The following is a 24,366-nucleotide window of genomic DNA, read 5'->3' on the forward strand; positions in this document are numbered from 1 at the left end:
TGCCGGTCCGACCCGGTGCAAGTCAAGAGCTTACACCCGCCGGCGCGTCAAATCGGCCCGTCGGCCACGGCAATCGTCGTCACCACCGGCGCATGATCGGAAGAGCGGGCCTTGGGCGGGCCGAGTTCGAAATGGTCATCAAACACCTCGACCTTGGTCACCGTGCCGCGGCGGCGCGGATTCTTCGGATTGAGCCCGTTGGAGACCACGCAATAGTCCAGCACCGAGCCGGCGATGATGCCGCCATGGGTGTTGGGCCGCACCAACCCCTGCATCGGCACCAGGTTGAAGCTGTCATAGAGCTTGTAGACATGCTTGAGATAGGCGAATGCCTCGGGCACGGCATTGGCCGCGACGCTGCCCCAGGACCAGACCCGGTCGGCCTGGGTCAGGATCGAGATGGTGTGCGAGCCCGGGCTCTCATTGAGGTCGCCAAGCAGGATCACCGGCGCGTCCGGATCGGCGTCGAGTGTCTGCCGGAAGATGCGGTAGATCGCGCCGGCTTCGGCCGCGCGCTTGGCCACCTGGTTCACGTCCGCCATGGCGCGCTGCATATAGGTGGTGCGGATCTTGTCGCCCCAATCGGCGAGCACGTCGATGTCCTCGTCGTCGACAAAGGCGCCCTGGGACTTGAAATGGCAGACAAGAATGCGGGTCTCGCCGATCCCCGGCAGGTCGATCACCGCGTCGACCGGAGTGCGGGAGAAATTGAAATCCGCATCGATGACCGTGTCGTCCGGCACACCGGCAACGCCCGACAGCGGATGGGCGCTGACAAGGGGAAAGCGCGAGGCGATCGCCACCGTGGCGTTGACATAGACCGAGGGATCATCCTCGTCGAAGATCGGATGTCCGGTGCAGAAGAAATGCTCATAACCGTTTTCCGCCATCAGCGCGCCCAGCTCCTCATGCGAGACCACCTCCTGAAAACCGATCACGTCGGCATCCATCGCGGCGATGGTGGCGCTCAGCCAGTTCTTCTTCTCCTGCCAGTGAAGTTCGGAATAGGTCGCCGTCGGCTTGCGCTCGTGCCAGAAGATGCCGGGTGCCGCGAAATGATAAAGATTGAAGGTTGCAAGCTTGATGTCAGCCATAATGGTCCCTCCTGTGGCCCGCACTGTGACAGGCCGGGGCGACCGCGTCGAGACAGCCGAAGCCGCAACCAGCGCCCGACCGCAACACTGCTGCCGGAAACAGGCAACCCTGACCCGGTGAGACTGCGGTCCGGCGTGAGATCAGTTTTTTACCAACCACCACCGGACAGTCAGCTCAAGTCCCTGCGCGAACGCATGAATATCCATCCAGATCCGGCGGAATGCGGCCGGATGGCATGTTCCGCTCAACTGTAGTTTACAGGATGGCATCCGCGTGGTCAGATGACAGCATCTGAAAAATGTTTCTGTTACTTTGGCTTGCGAGGATTGCGATGAACTGTTTTTCGAAGAAAGTTGCCATGACGCTGCTGGTTCCGGCCACGGTTCTGCTCGGTACATCCTTTGCGGCTGCACTGCCCGCGGCATCGGATATTCCCGGCATCTCGCAGTCGAGCGTGCTGAGGCAGATCGCCTTTAAGGGCGTCAATGGCCGCAATGTCACGGAAATCACCTATCCCGGCGGCAAGATCTCGCTCAATGGCAGACGCTGGACCGAGCGCAATGCCAATGGCAGCTACAGTTTCGTGGAAACCCAACGCGATGACTGGTCGGTTTATCTTCTCGATCGCGGTCGCAATGTCAGACTGCAAATCGATCTCCACCGCAAGCTTGTGCTCTATTCCGACGGCAGCGGGCCGATGCAACCGATCTACAAGATCGTCGGCGCAACCCGCAGGGCCGGCGGACAGGCAGCACAGCAGAAAAGCAACGACAGGGTCTACCGGTTCACCTGTACGGAAGGCATTCCGCTGGTTGTGCGAATCAGGAACCGGGGCAATACATCCACCGCCTTCGTTTCGCTCGACGGAAGCAAGGAAATGCGCCTCAAGCAGACCGTGTCCGGCTCCGGGACGCGCTATTCCGACGGGAGGCTGACGGTGTCGATGAAGGGCCGCAATGCCTCCTTCGAATGGGGAGGCTCCAGGGACACCTGCCGCAACTGACCGGTTGACGGCGAGCGGCACACAGCCCGCCGCCGGTCTGCATCCTGCGCAATGGCGCAACGGCACATCCGCGGCAGGATCCGCGGCGCCAATCACCCCGGCAGCATGGCTTTTCCGTTGCCGCGGCTGCACGGCGAAAAGAGCGGAACGCGCGCCCGGCCGGGCGGTGATTGTCTTTCCGGGTGGAGCGAGGCAGCACCCGATTTTTTTCAGGTGAAATTTTCAACCGGATTTGATAAACCTAGGAAAGAAAAAACAGGAACGGCTACGGAGTGACCGCTTCGGGGGCCGTTTCATTTTTGTGTGCTGCCGCCATTTGACCTGGCGTCAGAACGACATGACAAGGATTAAGACCGATGGTTGAGAAGGTTCCGATGACGCAGGCGGGCTATACCAAGCTGCGGGATGAGCTGCGCTGGCGCCAGCAAACCGAGCGGCCGCGGATCATCGAGGCGATCTCCGAAGCACGCGCCCATGGCGACCTGTCCGAGAACGCCGAGTATCACGCCGCGAAAGAAGCCCAGAGCCACAATGAGGGTCGCATCGGCGAGGTCGAGGATTATGTCGGCCGCGCCGAGATCATCGACCTGTCCAAACTGTCCGGCGACACCATCAAGTTTGGCGCCACCGTCAAGCTGGTGGACGAGGACACCGAAGAGGAAAAGACCTACCAGATCGTCGGCGACCAGGAAGCCGATGTAAAGGAAGGCCGGATTTCGATCTCTTCGCCGATTTCCCGCGCGCTGATCGGCAAGTCCGTCGGCGATTCGGTGGAAGTGGTCGCCCCGGGCGGCTCCAAGGCCTATGAAATCCTCGCGGTGACGTGGGGCTGATCGCCCCGCTGCGCCCGCCCCGGACATTTTGATGACCAAGCTCCCCGCCGGCAGCCCTGGAAACCCCACGGGCGAAGCCGGCCGGGACGGCTTGTTCGTGCTCAATCTGCACCGCAACTTCACCGGCGTCTCGGCGACGGCGGCGGCAGTGACGCGGCAGCAGGTCAGCGGCTTCAATGTAAGGCTGGTGGGCGGGCCCCTGCCCGGCTGTCCCGCACCGATCACGCTGTGGCAGGCCCTGCGGCTGTCGCGCAGCGCACCCGCAGGCAAGCATTTCCATATCTGGCATGTACGCCGCAACAGCGAGATGCGCGCCGGGATTTTCGCCCGCGACATCCTGAAACTGCCGGTCAGGCTGGTGTTCACCTCCGCGGCCCAGCGCCGCCACAGCCTGGTGCCGCGCTGGCTGATTTCGCGCATGGATGCGGTGATCGCCACCACCCCCGAGGCCGCGGGTTTCGTGCCCGGCGTTCGCGCCGTGGTGCCGCACGGCGTCGACATCGACCGCTACCATCCTGCAGATTCACGCAGCGAGGCCTGGTCCGCCAATCCCTATCCGGGCACTGCAGGCATCGCCACCATCGGCCGCATCCGCCCGGAAAAGGGCACAGACCGCTTCGTCGCGGCGATGATTGCAGCGCTGCCAAACCTGCCCGGCTGCACGGCGCTGGTGCTGGGCAAGGCGGCGCCTGAGCACAAGGCGTTTCTGGCGCGGCTGAAGGAGCTGGTTGCCGCTGCCGGACTGAGCGAGCGGATCCTGTTTCCCGGCGAAGTGGCTCCGCACGACATGCCTGACCTGGTGCGCGGGCTCAGCCTGCTGGTGGCGCTGCCGCGCTATGAGGGGTTTGGGGTCACGCCGCTCGAAGCGATGGCCTCCGCCGTGCCCTTCGTGGCCAGCGACACCGGCTGGTTCAGCGAGTTTTCCGGAAATGGCACGGCCGGCGTGGTCATTCCCGATGGCGACATCCAGACAGCCGCCGACGAAGTCATCGCCATCGTGAGCGACCCGAAACGCCATGCCGCCATGGCCGAAGCCGCCCGCAGCCGCGCCGTGCAGGCCTTCAGCGTGGCGGCCGAAGCCGACGCCATCAATGCAGTTTATGAGGATTTGTGGTCGAAAGGATGAGTGTGAGGCGCAAGGTGCCGTCGGGCGCGCCGGCCGCTACAGCGCCACCAGGCCTTCATCCTTGACCTGTCGGATCGTCAGCAGCGTGCGCACGGTGTCGACATTGTCGGCGGCGGTCAGTTCCTCGATGACGAAATCCTGGAAATGGGTGAGATTGCGCGCCACGCAATGCAGCAGGAAATCGCTTTCTCCCGAGACCATCCAGGTTTCCCGAACAATCGGCCATTCCTTGGTGATCGCCGCAAAGGCCTTGAGATTGGCGTCCGACTGGTGCTTGAGACCGACCATGCAGAAGGCGACGAGGTCAAAGCCGAGACTGGGCGCGTTGAGCTGCGCCCGGTAGCCGCGGATGATTCCGGCCTGTTCGAGCTTGCGCACCCGTCTGAGACAGGGCGGCGCCGAGATGCCGACACGTTCCGACAGGTCGACATTGGTCATACGCCCGTCATTTTGCAATTCGCGCAGGATCTTGAAATCGATCGCATCGAGCTCGGCCTTGATCGCCATGGCATCATTCCTGTGTTCAGCGCCGGTTTTCGCTCCGAGGAGGCCGGTTCGCGAAACTTTATTGCGTCAGCATGCAGTCACTGTAAAGCCTTTCACGGCCTTTCCGGTGCGATGTTCTGTGCGTAACTCGCCTGCAAGCTTGAAACCCATGCCTGCCAGCACCTAAATGAGAGACAATTCGCACTGCATCACGATGCGCCCGCCACAAAGCGGACATTCGTCATTGATGCGTCACCGGCGATGGCCCACACTGGCGCCGCGCCACAGCAGTTTCAGGATCTGTCCATGTCCACTCGCCACGTCCCCGTCCTCATCATCGGCTCCGGCCCCGCCGGCTATACCGCCGCGATCTATGCCGCGCGCGCCATGCTCAACCCGGTGCTGATCGCCGGCATGGAACAGGGCGGCCAGCTGATGATCACCACCGACGTGGAGAACTATCCCGGCTATGCCGATCCGGTGCAGGGCCCGTGGATGATGGAGCAGATGCTCAAACAGGCCGAACATGTCGGCGCCGAGATCGTCAACGACCTGGTCACCGAGGTCGAGCTGACCAACCGGCCCTTTACCGTGACCACAGATTCCGGCGCGGTGTGGACCTGTGACGCACTGGTGATTGCCACCGGCGCGCAGGCCAAGTGGCTCGGCATTCCCACCGAAAAGGACTTCATGGGCTTTGGCGTCTCGGCCTGTGCCACCTGCGACGGGTTCTTCTATCGCGGCAAGAAGGTCGTGGTTGTCGGCGGCGGCAATTCGGCTGTCGAGGAAGCGCTGTATCTGTCCAACCTGGCAGCCGAGGTGACCGTGATCCACCGCCGCGACGGCTTCCGCGCCGAAAAGATCCTGCAGCAGCGGCTGTTCGACAAGCCCAACATCAATGTCATCTGGGACACCGAAGTGGTCGAGTATCTGGGAACGCCGGCGCAGCCGCCGATGCCCGCCTCGGTCACCGGCATCCGGGTCAAGAACCGCAAGACCGGCGTCATTTCCGACATGCCGATCGACGGTGTCTTTGTCGCCATCGGTCATGCCCCCGCCGTCAGCCTGTTCAAGGACAAGCTCAAGCACAAATCCAACGGCTATCTGTGGACAGCGCCGGATTCAACTGCCACGGATGTCCCGGGCGTATTTGCCGCCGGCGACGTGACCGACGACATCTATCGCCAGGCGGTGACGGCTGCCGGCATGGGATGCATGGCGGCTCTGGAAGCCGAACGGTATCTGGCAGGTCATGTCAGGCAGGCGGAAGCCGCCGAATAGGCGCATCAGCGCCAGATCAAGGCCCGAACAACGGGCCAGGGGGACGGTATCTTGGTGCCACTCGACTGGGACAAACTGCGCATTTTTCATGCGGCTGCCGAAGCCGGGTCCTTCACCCATGCGGCGGAGAAACTGCATCTGTCGCAATCGGCGATCAGCCGGCAGGTATCGGCGCTCGAGATGGATATCGGCGCCAAGCTGTTTCACCGCCACGCCCGCGGCCTGATCCTGTCCGAGCAGGGGGAGATCCTCTACCAGACCGCGCATGAAGTGCTGATGAAGCTCGAATCGGTGAAGAACCGGCTCACGGAAACCCGCGAACGGCCCTCGGGCAAATTGCGCGTCACCACCACCGTCGGCTTCGGCCAGGGCTGGCTCACAGAGAAGGTCCAGGAATTCCAGGCGCTCTATCCCGATGTCCAGGTGCAGTTGCTGCTCGACAATGAAGAGCTCGACGTCAACATGCGCCAGGCCGATTGCGCCATCAGGTTGCGCCTGCCGCAGCAGCCCGACCTGATCCAGCGCCGGCTGTTCACCGTGCACATGCATGTTTACGCCTCGCCGGCCTATATCGCCCGGCACGGCGAGCCCAAGACCATCGAGGATCTCGACAACCACCGAATCATCACCTTCGGCGAACCGGCTCCGGCCTATCTGATGGATGTGAACTGGCTCGAACATGCCGGCCGCACGCCCGACAATCTGCGCATGGCGCATCTGCAGATCAACAACCTGCCGGCGGTCCGGCGCGCCACGCTCAATGGCGCCGGCATTTCGCTGCTGCCCGATTACATGATCAATCGCGACCTGGCGCTGGTGCAGCTCAACATCCCGGCTGACATCCCCACCTTCGACACCTATTTCTGCTATGCGGAGGAAATGAAAAACGCCGCCAAACTCAAGGCGTTCCGCGATTTCCTGATCTCCAAGGCGCGCACCTGGAGTTATTGAACCGGAAGCGCTTACGCAGCGGCGGGCCGCAGCAACCAAGCAACGGCGAAGGCCGCGACAGGCGGCGTTGCTTCAAAACGAGACAGCTATGCAGTATATGCATGGCTGTCATGCGCACCATTCCCTTGCACAATGCATAATAAAGCACCATATCGATTACAGCTGATGCAGTTTGGCGGCCTACTCCTCCCAGTGCCGCCGCATGAGCTGTTCCCCTCTGGAGGTTTTTGACCTTCATACCTATTGGGCCCGAGAGCAATCTCGAGGCCCATTTTTTTGCGCGCATCGCAAAGAGGTGTGATGAGGCAGTCCGGAGTGTAACCGTATGCTCCCGCCCTGCCCTGCCACGCCGCCCACCGCAGCCCGGAATAGGGGCTCGAGCACCGGTCAGCCGCGCCATGCCGCCACATGCAGGAATCGCATGGCTGCCATGCGCATCATTTCCTTGCACACTGCTCAATAAAGCACCATATCGACTGCAGCTAATGCACTATGGCGGCCTACTCCTCCCAGTGCCGCCGCATGAGCTGTTCCCCTCTGGAGGTTTTTGACCTTCATACCTATTGGGCCCGAGAGCAATCTCGCGGCCCATTTTTTGCGCGGAACCCGCTGCCCTGCCACTCGCGCTCTGGGCAACCCCTTCACAGATCCGGACGCTCGCCCGCTCGAGGCCGCAAGCTGTGCTGTTTCAAGGTGATCCGCACGGCGCGGCGCCACGTAAAATGCAAGTCTTCCCAAGGGCGATGGAACTTCATGCCCGCTGCAATGTTCTACACTGCGTGTAATAATGTTTATTGCCATGAAGCTCCGGCCTGCGGAGCGCCAACCTGTCTCGCCCTTGTCCACGGAGCCGCAATGCGCATCACCATGATCCTCAACCAGGACGGCGGCACCATTCGAGGAATGGACGCCACGGAATTCGGCGACATGGCCGCGGAAAAGCTGTCCGGCCTCGGCGATTGCACGGTGCGGCTGGTCAGCGGCAAGGAACTGGTCGACGCGCTCGATGACGCGGCGGCCGACACGCAGTCGGGCACCATTGTCGCAGGCGGTGGCGACGGCACGATTTCGGCCGCCGCAGCGGCCTGTTTCAAATCCGGAAAGACCCTGGGCGTATTGCCCCTCGGGACCATGAACCTGTTTGCGCGCAGCCTCGGCCTGCCGCTGGACCCCACCGACGCGCTCGATGCGCTGGCCGAAGCCGACACCCGCAAACTCGACATCGCCACGGCCAATGGCCGCCCCTTCGTGCACCAGTTCTCGGTCGGTCTGCACGCCCGCCTGGTGCACCAGCGCTCGCGACTCGACACCTCTACCCGACTGCGCAAGATCTCGTCGACCATCAAGACCTTCGGCCGCATCATCCTCAAGCCGCCCCATTTCGGCGTCGAGATCGACACCGGCGACAGGCGCGATGCCCAGCGGGTCTCGGTCGTCTCGGTCTCCAACAATCTGTTCGGGGAAACGCCGCTGTCCTATGCTGCGGTGCTCGACGAGGGCGTGCTCGGGGTCTACCGCTCGCGCGCCCTTGAATCCGGTTCGATCCTGCGCATGACCCTGCATGCGGTGATGGGCAAGCTCAATGAGGATCCCGACATGAGCGTCGAGAAGGCGCAAAAGGTCACCCTGCGCTTTCCCAATCTTCGCGGCGGCACCAAGGCGGCGATCGATGGCGAGATCATCCCGCTGGAGGACGAGGTGGAATGCATCTGCCATGCCGGCGCGCTGAGCGTGCTGGTGCCGAAGGCCTATGCGGAAAGGGTCGCGGCTGATCCGTCTGTCGCCGCCTGACGTACAGGAAGGCATCCAATCACCCAGAGAGGCCTTCCCATGACCGAACCCGACACCAAGCCGCCTGTTGCCCTGCCCTGGCTTTGCCAAGCCCCGACGGTGGAGGTGGCGCCATGATCCCGGAGGGTTTTCTGAAAGCATGGGGCGGAACCGCGGCCTTCATCCTCGCCGTCGACGCCGTCTGGCTCGGCCTGGTCGCCGGGGGCTTTTACAGCCGCCAGCTCGGCGACATGATGCTCGACTCACCGCGTCTTGGCATAGCCGCATTGTTTTACGTGATGTATTCGGCCGCGGTCGTCATCCTCGCCTCGGCCGCTGCAGCCCGCACCGGCACGCTGCAGGACGCGTTGCTGCTTGGCGCCATCCTCGGCTTTGCCGCCTATGGCACCTATGACATCACCAACCTGTCGACTCTGAAGAACTGGCCGCTGACGATGAGCATCGTCGACATTGCCTGGGGCACCCTGCTCACCGCCGCGGCCTCGGCCGTAGGCTACTGGCTGCTGCGCTGGGTCTGAAACGACAACGGCCGCCCCTTGAGGCGGCCGTGACAGGGATGCCGGGGCGCTTGCCGCCCCGGTTGTCTGATGATCAGCGCAGGGCTGCACAGAACCGCTGGATCCGGTTGCATGCCTCTTCGAGCAGCGCTTCCGAGGTCGCATAGGAAATCCGGAAGTTCGGGCCCTGGCCAAAGGCCGTGCCGTGAACCACGGCCACGCCTTCGGTCTCCAGCAGTTCGGTGACAAAATCCTCGTCGGACTCGATCACCTTGCCCGATGGCGCGGTCTTGCCGATCAGATCGGCGCAGGACGGATAGACGTAGAACGCGCCTTCCGGCACCGGGCACTGGATGCCCTTGGCCTGGTTGAGCATCGACACCACCAGATCGCGGCGACCGCGGAAGATTTCCTTGTTCTTCGGAATGAAGTCCTGGGTGCCGTTGAGCGCTTCCAGCGCCGCCCACTGCGCAATCGAGCAGGCGCCCGAGGTCTGCTGGCCCTGGATCATGTCCATCGCCTTGATCAGTTCCAGCGGCCCGGCCGCATAGCCGATGCGCCAGCCTGTCATTGCATAGGCTTTCGACACGCCGTTCATGGTCAGCGTCCGGTCCATCAGCGCCGGTTCGATCTGGGCCGGCGTGGTGAAGACGAAATCGCCATAGGTCAGGTGCTCATACATGTCATCCGACAGGATCCAGACATGCGGATGGCGCAGCAGCACCTCCGTCAGCGCCTTAAGCTCGGCTTCGGTATAGGCCGCACCCGAGGGGTTGGACGGCGAGTTGAACATCAGCCACTTGGTCTTCGGCGTGATTGCCGCTTCCAGATCGGCCGGCGCAAGCTTGAAGCCGTTCTCGATGGTTGTGGCCACCGGCACGGAGGTTCCGCCGCAGATCGCCACCATTTCGGGATAGCTGACCCAGTAGGGCGCGGGAATGATGACCTCGTCGCCGGGGTTCAGCGTCGCCATGAAGGCGTTGAACAGGATCTGCTTGCCGCCGGTGCCGACAATGGTCTGCTGCCAGTCGTAATCGAGATTGTTCTCGCGCTTGAACTTTGCGGCAATCGCCTTGCGCAATTCCGGAATGCCCGAGACCGGCGTATATTTGGTTTCGCCGCGGTTGATCGCATCGATCGCCGCAGCCTTGATGTTGTCCGGAGTGTCGAAATCGGGTTCGCCGGCGCCAAGTCCGATGACGTCTCGGCCCTTGGCCTTGAGTTCCCTTGCCTTCTGGCTGACGGCAATGGTGGCGGATGGTTTGACCCGGGAAAGGGCGTTGGCGAGAAAGGCCATGGAATGCGCTCCGGTGCTAAGACGAAAATGCAGGGGACGCGGCGCCCGCGCCCGTCGCTTTCTATGTCGCAATGAGGCCACCGATGCAAGCCGTGGTCCGGCGGGGACGGGAGAATTCCGGTTGAGACGGCACAATCGGACAAGGTTTTAACCTCAGGGAAAGAAATTTGTGGCATAGGTCGCGTCCTGTGTCCGCCACAACCGGAGACGAACGCGCAATGTCTGAGCGCCGCGAGCCGCATTTTCTGCAGGATGACCGAGGCTTTTACACAACCTCCTATGGTCCTTTTGTGCTGCGCTCCGCTTTTCAGCCGATCTTCAGCCAGAACAGCGAAGGCCATCTGACCATCGAGGCCTTCGAAGCGCTGATCCGCGCCCAGCGCGGCGGCGAGCCGGTCTCTCCCGGTCACTTCTTCTCGCTGGTGGAAAAGGGCGATTCCCTCGCCGTCGACACGCTGTGCCGGGAATTGCACATTCTCAACATGGGCAAGCTCGGCCGCAAGAAGGCCCGGCTCTTCATCAATTTCAATCCCGGCCTGTTCGACGGGGTCGCCGACATCGAATCCGAAGTCGACCGCATGGTCGAATTCACGGTGCGGGCCGGCCTGCGTCCCGGACGCATCGTCTGCGAAATCACCGAACAGGGCTCCGGCGACGAAAAAGTGCTCATGGAGCTGGTGACAGGCCTGCGCTCGCGGCTGTTCAAGATTGCCGTCGATGACTTCGGCGCCGATGATTCCGACAGCAAGCGGGTCGACGAGATCAAGCCGGACGTGCTCAAGTTCGACGCCGCCTGGGTGCGCCGCTTCACCGAGACCTCGGCCGGTATGGGACTGCTCAAGCTGATGGTCGAGCAATTCGTCGAACGCGGCATAACCGTGCTGTTCGAAGGGCTGGAAGAGGAACACCAGGTCGAGTTCTGCCAGCAGATCGGCGTGCCGCTGATGCAGGGCTATGCACTGGCGCGGCCGGAAATCGTCCCCCGCACATTCGATGACCGGTTCCCCGAACAGGACGTGCCGGACATGACCATGGCCGCCCACCTTGTGCAGGCCTCGGCAGTTGCCTCTGTCGCGGCTCCGGTCTATGCCGCGCCGCTGGTGCCGCCAGCATTTGCGCCGCGCCGCACCGCAACCTTCGGCAAGCGGCACCGTTAACGCGAAACACAATCTTGCCACCACAAAAAACCGGAGCTGCCACAATCCGGTCTGATTGGCGACGCGTTCCCGAGGCTATCTGTCCCCGAATGATACATAACGGGGAATGACAATGCTTCCAGATGACGATTTTCTGCTTTTCAAACCGGCCCGACGCGAAAGCGTCACCATTGTCAGGATCGCGCTGATGGCGCTGCTGGGATGCCTGCTGCTGCTGTTCGTGCTGGTCATCCAGGCGCGGGCGCAACCCGCCACAGGCTTTCAGCACCACAGCCCGGCCATCCACAAGACCCAGCCGCCGCAGCACCCGCTGCAGTCCTATGGCGAGGGCACCAATGGTCGCGTCAATCCGTCCTGACGAAGGCCGCCCGGTGGGCTGCCAGTTCGGCAAGCGCGGCATCGGGATCTAACAGTCCCGGAATGACCAGCGGCGGGCCGACCTCGCGTTCGATCACCAGCGACCCCGCGCCGGTGATCCAGCCCGAGAGCCCGCGGCGGAGCGACATCCCGGTTATGGCCGGATAGGCGACGATCACCGGATCGCGCGCCGGAAAGCCCGGATGCGCCTCCAGATGAGCCCCGCGCAGCGTCAGCCTGGTGGTCGACAGCCGCAGCCCGGCATGGGCCAGCAGCAGCGGCACGCCGATGGCCAGAACAAGCAGGCTGACCCGGGCCAAGGCGCCATCGCCGCGGCTGTCCAGATACAGAAACAGCCACAATCCGCCATAACCCGCGGCCACGATCACGCCCGGCAGGAACAGCGCAGGTGCGCTGGCGCGCCGGGCAAGCCGTCGCCGCGGATGCGGGACAGCGCCTGTTGCCTTGGACTCAATCTGCGAATCGACGGGGTGCATCCCGGAAGTGTAACCCTAATTTTTCGCCCGTCACGCGAGAGCTTGCAGCTCAAGGGGGTTTTCCCGCCTTGGAGACGCCCCATATGGATGGCACAGATCAGGTCCAGACCGCGAAAAGAGGTGCCCCATGCCCCATCACACCATTTTGACACCCCGCAATCTCGTCTCGGCCCTTGCCGCTCTCTCGGTATTTGGCCTGCTGGCTGCCGGCACCCCCGCTTCGGCGCGCGAAACCGTTCCCACCCAGGAGGTCAGCGTCGATGTCGAGGTGCTCGCCTCCGGACTTGATCATCCCCGGGGCGTGGAACCGCTGCCCGACGGCGCGATCCTCTTCACCGAGCGAAGCGGCGCCTTGCGGGTGCTGCGTGACGGCAAGGTTTCGGCGCCGGTCACCGGCCTGCCCGAGATTGCGGCCTTCGGCCAGGGCGGCCTGCTCGACATCGCGCTGGCCGATGATTTCGCCGCCAGCCGCACGATCTTCCTCAGCTACAGCACCAGCGGCGACGGCGGCTACGGCACGACGATCGCCCGCGCCCGCCTTTCCGAAGACGGCACCGCGCTTACCGATGTCACCGAGATCTTCCGGATGAACCGCTTCACCAATGTCGACCGGCATTTCGGTTCGCGCATGGCGGTCGCCGATGACGGCACGCTGTATTTCACCATCGGAGATCGCGGCGAAAGCGAGCGGGCGCAGGACATTAACGACCACGCCGGCGCGGTGCTGCGGATCGGAACCGACGGATCGATTCCGGCGGACAACCCCTATGCCGGCGGCGGCGGAGCGGCCGAACTCTGGTCCAAGGGCCACCGCAATCCGCAAGGTATCGACATCGACCCGAAAACCGGCGTGCTTTACGCGGTCGAACACGGCGCCCGCGGCGGCGACGAGGTCAACCGTCCGGAACCGGGGCGCAATTACGGCTGGCCGGAGATTTCCTATGGCCGCCATTACTCCGGCGCGGAAATCGGCATCGGCACCGCCGCCGAGGGATACGAGCAACCGGTTCACTACTGGGACCCCTCGATCGCGCCGGGCGGCATGGCTGTCTACCGCGGCGAGATGTTTCCCGAATGGGACGGAGACCTGCTGGTAGCGGCGCTGAAATTCCAGTTGCTGGTGCGGCTTGACCTCGACGGTGAAACCGGCGAAGTGCTGGGCGAGGAGCGGCTGTTGAAGGGAACCTATGGCCGGATCCGCGATGTCCGCGTGGCCCCTGACGGGTCGGTGCTCATTGTCACCGACGAGGATGATGGCGCAATTCTGCGGCTGTCGCGCACGCCGGACCCGGCCGATTAGCACGCGCTCAGGGCGACCCGGGCCAGGCGCCTGAAGCAACAAGGGAATACCCATGCTCAAAACCATTCTCATCGGCGCCGTCGCGCTCGTCGCCGCGGTGCTGATCGCCTTTGTGCTGATCGGAAGGGAACGCGCCTGGCAGATGATCGCCGGCTCTCCCGATACAGGCCCGCGCGATTTCAGCATCAATGCACGCAGTCCTTCGCCCAATGACGCGCTTGCCTGCACGCCCGGCCTCTGCGCCGATCCGGATTTCACCGTCGCGCCGATGGACGACAGCCCGGCGGACGCAATCGAGCGATTGGCGCAAAAGCTCCTTGCCACCGACCCGCTTGCCCGCCGGCTGGATGACGGCAGCGACCCGGCCAAGGCACGTTTCGTCACTTTTTCGCCGCTGATGCGGTTTCCCGACATGATCCATCTCGAGGCCGTGGCCATGGCTGACGGCAAGACCGGATTGATGGCCTATGCCCGCGCGCAACTGGGCAAGTCGGACCTGGGCAAGAACCGCGCCCGGCTCGAAGCCCTGCTGGCTGGGGGCTGACCGCAAGGCTCCGCCCCCTTCCGCAGGCAACAATGCAGGTCAATCAGCCGGGCCAATCGGGCCGCAATTGCTTGCGCACCACGAATTTGAGCCCGGACCAGACCGCATCGATCGCGCAGACCTTCACGTCGACCAGGCCAGTGGGCAAGAGCACGCTGCGCAAAACGTCGCCCGACAGGGTCGTCGGCCGACGCGAGGCCTTTTTCGGCCAGGCGATCCAGACCATGCCGTCACGCTGCACGAGGTGCGGCAATCGCTCCGCCCACACCTTTAGACCGTCGCGGCCGGTCTCAAACACCATCACCAGATCATAGACGGAAATGCCGTCCCACACCGTGTCACAGGCCGCAAAACTGTCAAACCCGGAGATTTCATGCAGGTTGTCGGGGACGGCAATAAGCAGGGCGCGCTGCGCCGGTTGCAGTCCCAGCTTCCTGACCAGCGGCGTTGCGGAATAGCCTGCCATGCTCCCTCTCCCGTCTCCAGTTTCATGCTTGCCCGCCGGGAATTCAACTGCTAGCCGTCGGAGGTCTCCTCTTCTGCCCGGAATCCCTCATGCCGCGTCATCTTGCCAATCTGTTGTTGCTTGCAGCCGGCGCCGTCTGGGGCGCGGGTTTTGTCGCGCAATCGACGGCCATGGACAATATCGGTCCGTTCCTGTTCATCGGCCTGCGCTTTCTCGTCGCCGCACTGGTGCTGGCGCCCTTTGCCTGGCATGAATCGCGCAACAGCAGCCACCCCGTCTCGCGCCATCACCTCGGCGGCTTCGCGCTGATCGGCCTGGTGCTGTTTCTCGGCATGGCGCTGCAGCAGGTCGGCCTGACCATCACAACGGTGACCAATTCCGGCTTTCTGACCGGCCTCTATGTGGTGTTCGTGCCCTTCATCACGCTGCTGGTGCTGCGCCAGCCGCCGCATCCGGTAATCTGGCCGGCGGTGCTGATGACCTTTGCCGGGATCTGGATGCTGGCCGGCGGCAGCCTTGCCGAGCTCAACACCGGAGATCTGCTGACCATAGCCTGCGCCGTAATGTGGGCCGTCCAGGTGATTCTGGTTGGCCGTTTCGTCGGGCCGAGCGGGCGGCCGCTGACCCTGTCCTTCGTGCAGTTTTCGCTGGCCGCGCTGCTGGGACTCGGACTGGGCCTTTCAACCGAGGGCTTCGATCTGGCGGCGGTGATCGCCACCCTGCCCGAGATCCTGTTTGCCGGGGTGATTGCCACCGGTCTCGCCTTCACGCTGCAGGTCATCGGTCAGCGCTACACCACGGCGCCGCAGGCTGCGATCTTCCTGTCGACGGAATCGCTGTTTGCCGCATTGTTCGGTGCGGTGATTCTCGGCGAGCAGATCCCGCTGCTGGGTTATGCCGGCGGCCTGCTGATCTTTTTGGCCATTTTGCTGGCCGAACTCGGCCCGATGGTTCGGCCCAGACCGGCCGCCTGACGGCAATCGCTCCCGCCTCGCCTGCGCTTCGTGATCCCTTCGCACGGCACACGGGCGCAAGCCTGCCATGATCGGGGCAAAACCGGGGCGCGGCGAACACCTTGCGGCAGCATCATTTTCGGCTTCGACCCGCTCCTCCAGCCAAAATTCAGCCGTCGAGTCTCCGCATTGTGGCAATATTATGTTATTGAAATTGTTGCGTTTATTCACGCCAAGTGATTTGCGTGGCGCCTTTCCCCCACCTAGTTTTGACCTGCACGCACCAATTCCGGTGCAAGCCATATGAGGGAAAAATCACCATGAAGAAGATGATCATCGCCACTGTTTCAGTGTTGAGCATGGCCGTCGCCGCCTATGCCGCGGAAGTCGAAGGAATCGTCACCAATTATGATCCGGCCACCCGGATGATCGTGCTGGAAAGCGGCCAGGCTTTCACCGTTACCGAGGGTGTCGAGCTCAATGCGCTGCAGCCCGGCGGCACGGTCGTGATCACCCATGATGACGGCAGCACCGACGCCACATCGGTTGAGGTGGTTCAGTAGGTCCTGGTGCTCTGGCCGCAAGCCCAATCCTGTGGCCGGAGCGCCTGCTGGCGCACCCGAAATCGTGAAAAAAGGCCCGCTACAACCGGCTGGATCATGGCAAAATTAAGCCGGATTCCGCCTTGAAAAATATATCTTTCACCCGCTTGCGCGGCTTGGGAAGCCGGCGCATATCAGCGTCGTCCCACCGCCACCGACACCAGCCCGGCACATCTGCCGGCCGGTTGCGGACAGGGCTAACAACCAATGGAAAATACCATGAACAAGTTCGTAGCAATCGCATTCGCTTCCGCTGCCATGCTCTCGACCGCCTTCGCTGGCGAAGTCGACGGCGTCGTCAAGTCTGTTGACACAGCAACTGCCACCGTCGAGCTGGAATCCGGCGAAGTCTTCACCGCAGCCGAAGGCGTCGTGCTGGAAGGTGTCGATGCCGGCGCAACCGTGCACGTGATCTTCAACGACGGCACAACCGAAGCGACCGAAATCTCGATCGTCGAATAATCGCAAAGGCTTGGCTGGGTGGCCCCGTGCCATCCGGCCAAGCAACCCGACGGGCCCGCCAAAGCAACAGCCAGGCCGCCGGCAAGCGTCACCAAACTTTTGCTTGCCAATTTCCGTCAAAACAATCATCTTTTGGATGTTCGGGCAATTTGCGAACACGGGAAGACCAGAAACATGCGGGCCGAGGCGTACAAAAAACTTCGGGCGACTGGAATGAAATCCCACATGCCGTCAGGTGTGAATGGGCAAAGTCGCAATAATCAGGACCTTTCCAAACACTTCAAGAACTGCCTGCCATAACCCTCGCGCAAATGCGGGATATGACATGATGCTCGCCGACCGGGCAAACCGCGTGGAAACCGGAAGGCAATCAAAGGACCTGACAGCATGGCCGAAACTGGTATCGTAAAATTCTTCAACGTCGACAAGGGCTTTGGCTTCATCAAGCCTGACAATGGTGGAGCGGACATCTTCGTCCACATCTCCGCCGTTCAGGCTTCGGGGCTGACCGGCCTGGAGGAAAATCAGAAAGTTGCATTTGACACCGAGCCCGATCGCCGCGGCAAGGGACCCAAGGCAGTCAATCTCAGCCTCGCCTGACTGAAGTCCTGCAGGCCAGATCAACCGGCAATGGTTGAAACGGCCGCCATGCGGGAATACCAGATTTTACGCTGCGCCTCGCTGCTCGCAAGCGACGCGCGATGAATTCACACGATGTGTGAGAAGGCCCGGCGGCGCAATCGCCGGGCTTTTGCGTGCCATAATTCCGACCTGCAGATCTGCTGAATTGTCCGTTCAGCTGCCGTTCAGCTTGCCTGCGATAGGGTTCATGCAAGCCGGAAGACCCGGCCGCACTGACGACGTCAACCGCAAAGGACATTCCGATGAACGTGATCTCCAAGAAGCTCAGCATCACACTGCTCGCCGCCGCCACGGTCTTTGCGCCGCTGACGTCCACCGTGGCCCACGCCGAAAGCGGTGCCTGGCAGCAGGAAAACCGCGGCAACAACGCCTACCGCCATGACGAATACCGGCGTGACCATTACCGCCAGCGCCGCCACAACAAGCGCGTCGACCGGCGCGATCACGGCCGCAACAACAGCGATGCCATAGCACTCGGCATCATCGGTCTCGGCGCCGCCGCGATCATCGGCGGGGCCATCGCCAACAGCCAGAACAACCCGCGCGTGATCTACCAGGAGCCGGCAGCCCCCCGCGCCGTCAGCGGCGGCCGCTACGAGCCCTGGAGCAGGTCTTGGTACCGGTTCTGCGAAGACAAGTACCGTTCGTTCAATCCCACGACCGGCACCTTCCGCGGCTATGACGGACGCGACCATTTCTGCGTTGCCAACTGACATCAGGCTCCCTCCCCGAGCCCAGTAAAAAACCGGCCCCGCTGAGCGGTGGCCGGTTTTTCTTTTGTCGTCGGCAGGTTGAAGCGCTACAGCCCCTTCAGGAACGGGTTGGTGCGGCGTTCCTCGCCGATCTTGCCGCCCGGGCCGTGGCCGCAGATGAAGCCGACCTCATCGCCCAGCGGAAACACCTTGTCGCGGATCGAGTTCAGAAGCGTCTGGTGATCGCCGCCCGGCAGGTCGGTGCGCCCGATCGAACCGGCAAACAGCACATCGCCCAGATGCGCGAAGCCTTCCTTGCGATTGTAGAAGATCACGTGGCCGGGCGCATGGCCGGGGGTGTGCGACACCTCGAATTCATGGCTGCCGAAGGACACCGTGTCGCCGTCCTTGAGCCACTGGTCGGGGGTGAAATTGCGCACCGCCATGTCCTGGCCGAACATCCTGGCCTGATCCTCAAGCCCCTGCAGCAACCGCAGGTCCGCCTCGTGCGGCCCGATGATCTTGACGCCCAGTTTCTCGCGCAACTCGTCGGCACCGCCGGCATGGTCGATATGCCCATGCGTCAGCCAGATCGCCTCGATGGTCAGGCCGTTCTCGGTGATGGTCTGCAGGATCACATCGACATCGCCGCCGGGATCGACGACGACGCCCGACTTGGTGTCCTGGTCAAACAGCACCGTGCAGTTCTGCTGAAACGGGGTGACGGGAATGATGCCCGCCTGCAAGTTACCCATGATTGGTCGTTCCTTGTCTGTCGATTGTTGAATGCAGTTTGATCACCCCGCCCGGGCAGTCACGCCTTGCACATGGCCCTGCCGGCGCCCGGCAAACCCGGATCAGGCAGTCGCCTGCTCGGCGGTTTCCTTCTCCACCTGCAGCGAACCGGAATAGGTGATCTGCGGGAACGGAATCGAGATGCCGTGTTCGTCGAAGGCGATCTTCGCGGCCTTGGTCATGTCGCGGCTCGTCTCCCACCAGTCGGGTGACTTGGTCCAGTAGCGCAGGGTGACGGCGACCGCGCTGTCGCCGAGCTCCGAGACGAAGGCCCAGGGTTCCGGATCGGCCAGGATCCGGGGTTCGGCCCGGGCCAGGTCCATGAGCACCGATTGCGCCGTGTCGATATCGTCCTCGTAGCCGATGCCGATCACCAGGTCATGGCGACGCTCCGGCAGCCGGGAATAATTGGTCACCGGCACATTCCACAATTGCGAATTCGGCGCCATCAGGAACAGGCCGTCAAATGTCTTGAGTTCGGTGGCGAATAGCCCGATCTCCTGGACCGTGCCGGAAATGCCGTCGGCATCGATATATTCACCGACCCTGAACGGCCGCAGCACCAGCAGCATGATGCCTGCGGCGATGTTCTGCAGGGTTCCCTGCAGGGCAAGGCCGATGGCCAGGCCCGCGGCACCGAGGGCCGTGATGATCGAGGCGGTCTGCACCCCGAACTGGCCCAGCACCATGATGATGACGACCACCAGCACCGCGTAGCGGACAAAGATCGAAAAGAAGCCGACGACGGTCGGGTCCACCCGGTGGGTTCGGGTCAGCAGGCTGCGCACCCAGCGCGCCATCAGGCGCGACATGGTCCAGCCGGCAATCAGGATCAGGATCGCGCCGACAACCGAGACCGCATAGGTCACAACCAGTATCTGAAGACCGTCGATCGCATCACCCCATGATCCCACGAGTTTCCCCAGACCGGATTCGGATGCAGTTGCCATCATTTCTTCCATACTGTGTCTGAACCTTTCAAGTCCGTTGATCGCTTCGGCTGCGGAGTATTGAATCAACAGCGGGTGAAGGCAATGAACCTGCGGCGGTTTTGTTCCCTGCATCCGCAACATTCGGCCCGCCAGGCCAAGCTCGGAGCGCGGCGGGGCACCTGGGCGCGCCCGCGGCCGGTTCAGACCGGCAGCGCGCCGCCTTCCTTGAGCGTGTCCAGCACGATCGCGGTTTTGACATGCTGGACCGATTCATGCGGCAGCAGCACATCGCTGACAAAGGCCGATAGCGAGCGCAGGTCCGGCGTTACCACCTTGATGATGTAATCCATCTCTCCGGTCAGCGAATAGGCTTCCAGAACCTCCGGTAGATTGCCGATCAGCCCGGCAAAGCGCTGGGCATTGTCGCGATTGTGCGTCGCCAGCGTCACCGTGATCAGGTTGACGATGCCGATGCCGAGCTTTTCGCGGTCAAGTTCGGCACGGTAGCCCTTGATGAAACCGTCGCGCTCCAGCCGGGTGCGCCGCCGCGAACATTGCGAGGCCGACAGATTGACCTGCTGCGACAGATCATTGTTGGTCAGCCGGCCATCCTGCTGCAACAGCCGCAGCAATTTGCGGTCAAAGGCGTCGAGCTGCACGCTCATGCGTGTTTTCCCTCTGTTGATGCACAACTCGTGCAACATTGATCGGCATTTCGTAACTAACGCATGCACGTTGCATGAAATATGCATCATCATCCGCATCAGTCAACACGTTCACGCCGAGGCTTCAGGCGTGATCACATGAGGAGAGACATATGGGTCCGTTTCCGCACGATGCGCCGCGCGCTATCATTTCACCGGACAATCCGGCCGGCACCAACGGCTTTGAATTCGTCGAATATGCCCACCCCGATCCCGCCGTGCTGGAAGCGCTGTTCGCCCGCATGGGCTATGAACCCGTGGCGCGCCACCGCACCAAGGCGGTCACCGTCTGGCGGCAGGGCGACATCAATTACATTCTCAACGCCGAAAAAGGTTCTTTCGCCGACCGCTTTGTCGGCATCCACGGCCCCTGCGCCCCGTCGATGGCCTGGCGCGTTGCTGACGCGAAACAGGCGCTTGCCCATGCCGTGTCAAAGGGCGCCGAGGAATACACCGGCGATGACAAGACCTTCGACGTGCCGGCCATTGTCGGCATCGGCGGCTCGCTGCTCTATTTCGTCGACACCTGGGGCGAGGAAGGCTCGCTCTATGACGCCGACTTCGAATGGCTGGGCGAGCGCGATCCCAAGCCCAAGGGCGCGGGCTTTTACTATCTCGACCACCTCACCCACAATGTCATCCGCGGCAATATGGACAAGTGGTGGGATTTTTATCGCGACCTGTTCAATTTCAAGCAGATCCATTTCTTCGACATCGAGGGCAAGCTCACCGGCCTGGTTTCGCGCGCCATCACCTCGCCCTGCGGCCGGATCCGCATCCCGCTCAACGAATCCACCGACGACAAGAGCCAGATCGAGGAATTTCTGCGCAAATACAACGGCGAAGGCATCCAGCACATCGCCGTGGGCACCGATGACATCTATGCGGCGACCGACTGGATTGCCGAGCGCGGCGTCAAATTCATGCCGGGCCCGCCCGATACCTATTACGAGCAGTCCAGGACCCGGGTGAACGGCCATGACGAGCCGATCGAAAGCCTGAAGAAACACGGCATCCTGATCGACGGCGAAGGCGTCATCGACGGCGGCATGACCAAGATCCTGCTGCAGGTGTTCTCCAAAACCGTGATCGGCCCGATCTTCTTCGAATTCATCCAGCGCAAGGGTGATGAGGGCTTCGGCGAAGGCAACTTCCGCGCTTTGTTCGAATCCATCGAAGAAGACCAGATCCGCCGCGGCGAACTGACCCAGGCCGCCGAATAGACCCCGGCAGCAGCGCAAACGAAAAAAGGCGGCGTTCCCCCAGGACCGCCGCCTTTTTCAATACCTCGCAGAAAATGTCTATTCGGCGGCGGCGCGCTTGGGCTGCACTTCGGCCATGTAGTCATTGACCAGGTTCATGGTCATCTCGCCGACAGCAAAATTGTAGGGACCAATTTCGGACACCGGCGTGACTTCCGCGGCGGTGCCGGTGAGGAAACACTGCTCGAAACCCTCGAGTTCTTCCGGCATGATCGCCCGCTCGATCACCTCATAGCCGCGCTTCTCGGCGAGGCCGATCACGGTGCGGCGGGTGATGCCGTCGAGAAAGCAGTCGGGTGTCGGGGTGTGGATCTTGCCATCCTTGACGAAGAACACATTGGCGCCGGTGGCTTCGGCCACCTGGCCGCGCCAGTCGAGCATCAGCGCATCGGCGTAGCCGCGTTCTTCGGCACGATGCTTGGACAGGGTGCAGATCATATAGAGGCCGGCCGCCTTCGAGCGGCAGGGTGCCGTGCGGGGATCAGGACGGCGATATTCGGCCAGATCCAGGCGGATGCCCTTCATCCGTTCCTCCGGCTTGAAATAGCTCGGCCACTGCCAGATCGCGATCGACAGATTGATCTTGTTCTGCTGCGCCGACACGCCCATCATTTCCGATCCGCGCCAGGCGATCGGCCGAACATAGGCATCGGTAAAGCCCTGACGCGCCAGCAACTCGACGCAGGCCTGATCGATCTCGGCAACGCTGTAGGGGATCTTGAAGCCGAGGATCTCGCCCGATGTGTGTAGCCGCTCGGTGTGCTCGGTGAGCTTGAAGATCTCGCCGCCATAGGCGCGTTCGCCTTCAAACACGGCGCTGGCATAATGCAGGCCATGGGTCAGCACGTGGATTTTTGCGTCTTTCCACGGCACAAACTCGCCATTGAACCAGATTTCACCGTCGAGCTGATCGAAAGGTACGGACGCCATCACGTTTCCTCCAAGCGGCCAGCCGGATAGAATTTTGGCGGCCGTGCTATTGATTGTCTGAAGCCGGTGTCGGTGACCGTGGGGCCAAGCGCCGCAAACGGGCGCAGCTAACGGGCAATGGCAAGCCGGCGGGCAAGGCCAGTCGGTCTCGCGCGCAATTGATAGCTAGCAATTGCGCCAATTTATGTCAACATAGCTGACATATTCGAAAGGAAAAGTCGTCATGAACCGCGCCGGCGCAATCAAGACCGCATCCGAGGAAATATGTGACCAGCCGATGGATGACGAGGAAGGCATCAATTTCGAGATCATCGAACTGGTGTTCTTCGCCTATCGCGACTTCACCTCCGACCCCGACGCCATTCTCGGCACCTTCGGCTTTGGCCGGGCGCATCACCGGGTGGTCCATTTCGTCAATCGTGAGCCGGGGCTTACGGTCGCAGCCCTGCTCGAGACCCTGAAAATCACCAAGCAGTCGCTGGCGCGGGTGCTCAAGCAACTGATTGATTCAGGCTATATCACCCAGGTCGCAGGCCCCGAGGACCGCAGGCAGCGCCGGCTTTACCCGACACCGCAGGGCCGCGATCTGGCGATGGCGCTGGCAAGGCCACAGTCTCGCCGCATCGCCGATGCACTTGAGTCACTGGACGAGAACGGACGCGCGGCGGTCAAGACATTCCTTTCCGGCATGATCGACACCGCCCCCCAGGATCCGGCGCCCGCCCGCACCGGTTTGAAGGAGGGACAAGACCGATGACGACTTCCTTGCCAGGCGACGACGCCGCCCATCTGCTGGTCGTTGACGACGACACCCGCATCCGCGACCTGCTCTCGCGCTATCTCACCGAACAGGGTTTTCGCGTCACCACGGCCGCCGACGCCGCCGAAGCACGCCGCAAGCTCGACGGCATCGATTTCGACCTGCTGATCATCGATGTGATGATGCCCGGCGAGAGCGGCCTGTCGCTGACCAAATCCCTGCGCGAAGCCAAGACCGTGCCGATCCTGATGCTGACCGCGCTGGCCGAGGGCGACGCCCGGATCGACGGGCTCGAGGCCGGCGCCGACGACTATCTGCCCAAGCCGTTCAATCCGCGCGAGCTGGTGCTCAGGATCAACAATATCCTCAAGCGCGGCGGCCAGCCGGCAGCCCCCAAGGTCGAACAGGTGGTGTTCGGCCCCTTCACCTTCGTCATTGCCCGGCGCGAGTTGAAGAAATCCGGCGAACCGGTGCGGCTGACCGACCGCGAACGCGAGATCATGGTCACCTTCGCCGAAAATGCCGGCGACACCGTGCCGCGCCATGAACTGGTCGGCGGCGATGTCGAAGTCGGCGAGCGCACCATCGATGTCCAGATCAACCGGCTGCGCCGCAAGATCGAGGACGACCCCTCAAACCCGGTCTGGCTGCAGACCGTGCGCGGCATCGGCTATCGTCTCAGCGTCGAAACGACCGCTTGAAGCAAGCTTTACCCAGCGGGCTTTTCCGGGCGCGGCGGATCCATTGGGCCGCGCAGAGGAAACACCTGTTTCTGGAGCCAGCGGCTGCCGGTTACTGTTCCGGCCGCTTGTGGATGAACAGGTCGTAAAAGGCCATCAACACGGTGAGTGCCACCACGGCGCCGAGATCGAGCCGCGGCAATTTGAAGACGAGCACACCGAGGAATCCGCACAGCGTGATGAAGGCGATGATTGTGACAATCCGTTCCAT

At 62.5% G+C, this 24,366-nt stretch carries 29 protein-coding genes; 19 read left to right on the forward strand and 10 right to left on the reverse strand.

Annotation, left to right across the window (positions count from 1 at the left end):
* Positions 1-47: 47 nt before the first annotated feature.
* Positions 48-1,094, reverse strand: coding sequence for an endonuclease/exonuclease/phosphatase family protein (locus tag OEG82_RS19200; protein WP_267613971.1), 1,047 nt, complete (start codon positions 1,092-1,094; stop codon positions 48-50).
* Positions 1,095-1,453: 359 nt separating this feature from the next.
* Here OEG82_RS19200 and OEG82_RS19205 point away from each other — a divergent pair, with 359 nt between their 5' ends.
* The 3 genes from OEG82_RS19205 to OEG82_RS19215 all read left to right on the forward strand — a co-directional run bounded on the left by OEG82_RS19205 (position 1,454) and on the right by OEG82_RS19215 (position 4,057).
* Positions 1,454-2,098, forward strand: a complete 645-nt coding sequence (locus tag OEG82_RS19205) for an MliC family protein (protein WP_267613972.1) — start codon at positions 1,454-1,456, stop codon at positions 2,096-2,098.
* 356 nt (positions 2,099-2,454) lie between these two features.
* Positions 2,455-2,931 carry a transcription elongation factor GreA gene (gene greA, locus OEG82_RS19210; protein WP_267613973.1) on the forward strand — a complete coding sequence of 159 codons (477 nt, stop codon included), beginning with the start codon at positions 2,455-2,457 and terminating at the stop codon, positions 2,929-2,931.
* Between the two features lie 31 nt (positions 2,932-2,962).
* Positions 2,963-4,057, forward strand: coding sequence for a glycosyltransferase family 4 protein (locus tag OEG82_RS19215; RefSeq protein ID WP_267613974.1), 1,095 nt, complete (start codon positions 2,963-2,965; stop codon positions 4,055-4,057).
* A 36-nt stretch (positions 4,058-4,093) separates the two neighbouring features.
* Here OEG82_RS19215 and OEG82_RS19220 read toward each other — a convergent pair whose 3' ends face one another.
* Entirely contained in the window at positions 4,094-4,564 is a 471-nt protein-coding gene (locus tag OEG82_RS19220; RefSeq protein WP_267613975.1) for an Lrp/AsnC family transcriptional regulator, read from the reverse strand.
* A 285-nt stretch (positions 4,565-4,849) separates the two neighbouring features.
* On the opposite strand from OEG82_RS19220, the gene trxB reads away from it, so the two are divergent.
* The 4 genes from trxB (at position 4,850) to OEG82_RS19240 (ending at position 9,084) form a co-directional block, all read left to right on the forward strand.
* Positions 4,850-5,824 (forward strand): thioredoxin-disulfide reductase, encoded by a 975-nt coding sequence (trxB, locus tag OEG82_RS19225; RefSeq protein WP_267613976.1) that lies wholly within the window; start codon positions 4,850-4,852, stop codon positions 5,822-5,824.
* Positions 5,825-5,878: 54 nt separating this feature from the next.
* The gene (locus OEG82_RS19230) at positions 5,879-6,775 is read left to right on the forward strand and encodes a LysR family transcriptional regulator (RefSeq protein WP_267615012.1); all 897 of its coding nucleotides are present in this window, start codon (positions 5,879-5,881) and stop codon (positions 6,773-6,775) included.
* Between the two features lie 855 nt (positions 6,776-7,630).
* The gene (locus tag OEG82_RS19235) at positions 7,631-8,566 is read left to right on the forward strand and encodes a diacylglycerol/lipid kinase family protein (RefSeq protein ID WP_267613977.1); all 936 of its coding nucleotides are present in this window, start codon (positions 7,631-7,633) and stop codon (positions 8,564-8,566) included.
* A 113-nt stretch (positions 8,567-8,679) separates the two neighbouring features.
* Positions 8,680-9,084, forward strand: a complete 405-nt coding sequence (locus OEG82_RS19240) for a DUF2177 family protein (RefSeq protein ID WP_267613978.1) — start codon at positions 8,680-8,682, stop codon at positions 9,082-9,084.
* A 73-nt stretch (positions 9,085-9,157) separates the two neighbouring features.
* Here OEG82_RS19240 and OEG82_RS19245 read toward each other — a convergent pair whose 3' ends face one another.
* A complete protein-coding gene (locus OEG82_RS19245; RefSeq protein ID WP_267613979.1) occupies positions 9,158-10,360 on the reverse strand; it encodes a pyridoxal phosphate-dependent aminotransferase in 1,203 nt (400 codons plus the stop codon).
* Between the two features lie 218 nt (positions 10,361-10,578).
* On the opposite strand from OEG82_RS19245, the gene OEG82_RS19250 reads away from it, so the two are divergent.
* Positions 10,579-11,517 carry an EAL domain-containing protein gene (locus tag OEG82_RS19250; protein ID WP_267613980.1) on the forward strand — a complete coding sequence of 313 codons (939 nt, stop codon included), beginning with the start codon at positions 10,579-10,581 and terminating at the stop codon, positions 11,515-11,517.
* A 106-nt stretch (positions 11,518-11,623) separates the two neighbouring features.
* Positions 11,624-11,875, forward strand: coding sequence for a hypothetical protein (locus OEG82_RS19255; RefSeq protein WP_267613981.1), 252 nt, complete (start codon positions 11,624-11,626; stop codon positions 11,873-11,875).
* Here OEG82_RS19255 and OEG82_RS19260 read toward each other — a convergent pair.
* Positions 11,862-12,371 (reverse strand): hypothetical protein, encoded by a 510-nt coding sequence (locus OEG82_RS19260; protein ID WP_267613982.1) that lies wholly within the window; start codon positions 12,369-12,371, stop codon positions 11,862-11,864. The two genes, OEG82_RS19255 and OEG82_RS19260, sit on opposite strands and share 14 nt — an antisense overlap.
* 127 nt (positions 12,372-12,498) lie before the next feature.
* Between OEG82_RS19260 and OEG82_RS19265 the strand changes: the two genes are divergently transcribed.
* Together OEG82_RS19265 and OEG82_RS19270 are read left to right on the forward strand one after the other, a co-directional pair.
* Positions 12,499-13,671 (forward strand): PQQ-dependent sugar dehydrogenase, encoded by a 1,173-nt coding sequence (locus tag OEG82_RS19265; protein WP_267613983.1) that lies wholly within the window; start codon positions 12,499-12,501, stop codon positions 13,669-13,671.
* A 52-nt stretch (positions 13,672-13,723) separates the two neighbouring features.
* Positions 13,724-14,215 carry a DUF1499 domain-containing protein gene (locus tag OEG82_RS19270; protein ID WP_267613984.1) on the forward strand — a complete coding sequence of 164 codons (492 nt, stop codon included), beginning with the start codon at positions 13,724-13,726 and terminating at the stop codon, positions 14,213-14,215.
* Positions 14,216-14,258: 43 nt separating this feature from the next.
* On the opposite strand, the gene OEG82_RS19275 is transcribed toward OEG82_RS19270, so the two are convergent.
* Entirely contained in the window at positions 14,259-14,681 is a 423-nt protein-coding gene (locus tag OEG82_RS19275) for a DUF3052 domain-containing protein (RefSeq protein WP_267613985.1), read from the reverse strand.
* A gap of 89 nt (positions 14,682-14,770) precedes the next feature.
* Here OEG82_RS19275 and OEG82_RS19280 point away from each other — a divergent pair, with 89 nt between their 5' ends.
* From OEG82_RS19280 to OEG82_RS19300, 5 genes are all read left to right on the forward strand, one after another.
* Positions 14,771-15,655 (forward strand): DMT family transporter, encoded by an 885-nt coding sequence (locus OEG82_RS19280; protein ID WP_267613986.1) that lies wholly within the window; start codon positions 14,771-14,773, stop codon positions 15,653-15,655.
* Positions 15,656-15,954: 299 nt separating this feature from the next.
* Positions 15,955-16,197 carry a DUF1344 domain-containing protein gene (locus tag OEG82_RS19285; protein WP_267613987.1) on the forward strand — a complete coding sequence of 81 codons (243 nt, stop codon included), beginning with the start codon at positions 15,955-15,957 and terminating at the stop codon, positions 16,195-16,197.
* Between the two features lie 258 nt (positions 16,198-16,455).
* Positions 16,456-16,698, forward strand: a complete 243-nt coding sequence (locus OEG82_RS19290; protein ID WP_267613988.1) for a DUF1344 domain-containing protein — start codon at positions 16,456-16,458, stop codon at positions 16,696-16,698.
* 387 nt (positions 16,699-17,085) lie between these two features.
* Positions 17,086-17,298 carry a cold-shock protein gene (locus tag OEG82_RS19295; RefSeq protein ID WP_267613989.1) on the forward strand — a complete coding sequence of 71 codons (213 nt, stop codon included), beginning with the start codon at positions 17,086-17,088 and terminating at the stop codon, positions 17,296-17,298.
* 284 nt (positions 17,299-17,582) lie between these two features.
* Complete coding sequence (locus OEG82_RS19300; RefSeq protein WP_267613990.1) at positions 17,583-18,053, forward strand: BA14K family protein; 471 nt, start codon at positions 17,583-17,585, stop codon at positions 18,051-18,053.
* Positions 18,054-18,139: 86 nt separating this feature from the next.
* Here OEG82_RS19300 and OEG82_RS19305 read toward each other — a convergent pair whose 3' ends face one another.
* The 3 genes from OEG82_RS19305 to OEG82_RS19315 all read right to left on the reverse strand — a co-directional run bounded on the left by OEG82_RS19305 (position 18,140) and on the right by OEG82_RS19315 (position 20,424).
* Positions 18,140-18,787 carry an MBL fold metallo-hydrolase gene (locus OEG82_RS19305; protein ID WP_267613991.1) on the reverse strand — a complete coding sequence of 216 codons (648 nt, stop codon included), beginning with the start codon at positions 18,785-18,787 and terminating at the stop codon, positions 18,140-18,142.
* A gap of 102 nt (positions 18,788-18,889) precedes the next feature.
* Positions 18,890-19,777 carry a mechanosensitive ion channel family protein gene (locus OEG82_RS19310; protein WP_267613992.1) on the reverse strand — a complete coding sequence of 296 codons (888 nt, stop codon included), beginning with the start codon at positions 19,775-19,777 and terminating at the stop codon, positions 18,890-18,892.
* Between the two features lie 182 nt (positions 19,778-19,959).
* Positions 19,960-20,424 (reverse strand): Lrp/AsnC family transcriptional regulator, encoded by a 465-nt coding sequence (locus OEG82_RS19315; protein WP_267613993.1) that lies wholly within the window; start codon positions 20,422-20,424, stop codon positions 19,960-19,962.
* A 152-nt stretch (positions 20,425-20,576) separates the two neighbouring features.
* Between OEG82_RS19315 and hppD the strand changes: the two genes are divergently transcribed.
* Positions 20,577-21,686 (forward strand): 4-hydroxyphenylpyruvate dioxygenase, encoded by a 1,110-nt coding sequence (hppD, locus tag OEG82_RS19320; protein WP_267613994.1) that lies wholly within the window; start codon positions 20,577-20,579, stop codon positions 21,684-21,686.
* A 78-nt stretch (positions 21,687-21,764) separates the two neighbouring features.
* On the opposite strand, the gene OEG82_RS19325 is transcribed toward hppD, so the two are convergent.
* Positions 21,765-22,655, reverse strand: a complete 891-nt coding sequence (locus OEG82_RS19325; RefSeq protein WP_267613995.1) for a branched-chain amino acid aminotransferase — start codon at positions 22,653-22,655, stop codon at positions 21,765-21,767.
* A 223-nt stretch (positions 22,656-22,878) separates the two neighbouring features.
* Between OEG82_RS19325 and OEG82_RS19330 the strand changes: the two genes are divergently transcribed.
* Complete coding sequence (locus tag OEG82_RS19330; RefSeq protein WP_267613996.1) at positions 22,879-23,412, forward strand: MarR family winged helix-turn-helix transcriptional regulator; 534 nt, start codon at positions 22,879-22,881, stop codon at positions 23,410-23,412.
* Complete coding sequence (locus OEG82_RS19335) at positions 23,409-24,116, forward strand: response regulator (RefSeq protein ID WP_267613997.1); 708 nt, start codon at positions 23,409-23,411, stop codon at positions 24,114-24,116. The genes OEG82_RS19330 and OEG82_RS19335 overlap by 4 nt, the downstream gene beginning before the upstream one ends.
* A 91-nt stretch (positions 24,117-24,207) precedes the next feature.
* Here the strand turns inward: OEG82_RS19335 and OEG82_RS19340 are convergent, their stop codons facing one another.
* The gene (locus OEG82_RS19340; protein WP_267613998.1) at positions 24,208-24,366 is read right to left on the reverse strand and encodes a hypothetical protein; all 159 of its coding nucleotides are present in this window, start codon (positions 24,364-24,366) and stop codon (positions 24,208-24,210) included.

Origin of the sequence: Hoeflea ulvae (assembly GCF_026619435.1) — a bacterium.
Taxonomy (GTDB): domain Bacteria; phylum Pseudomonadota; class Alphaproteobacteria; order Rhizobiales; family Rhizobiaceae; genus Hoeflea; species Hoeflea ulvae.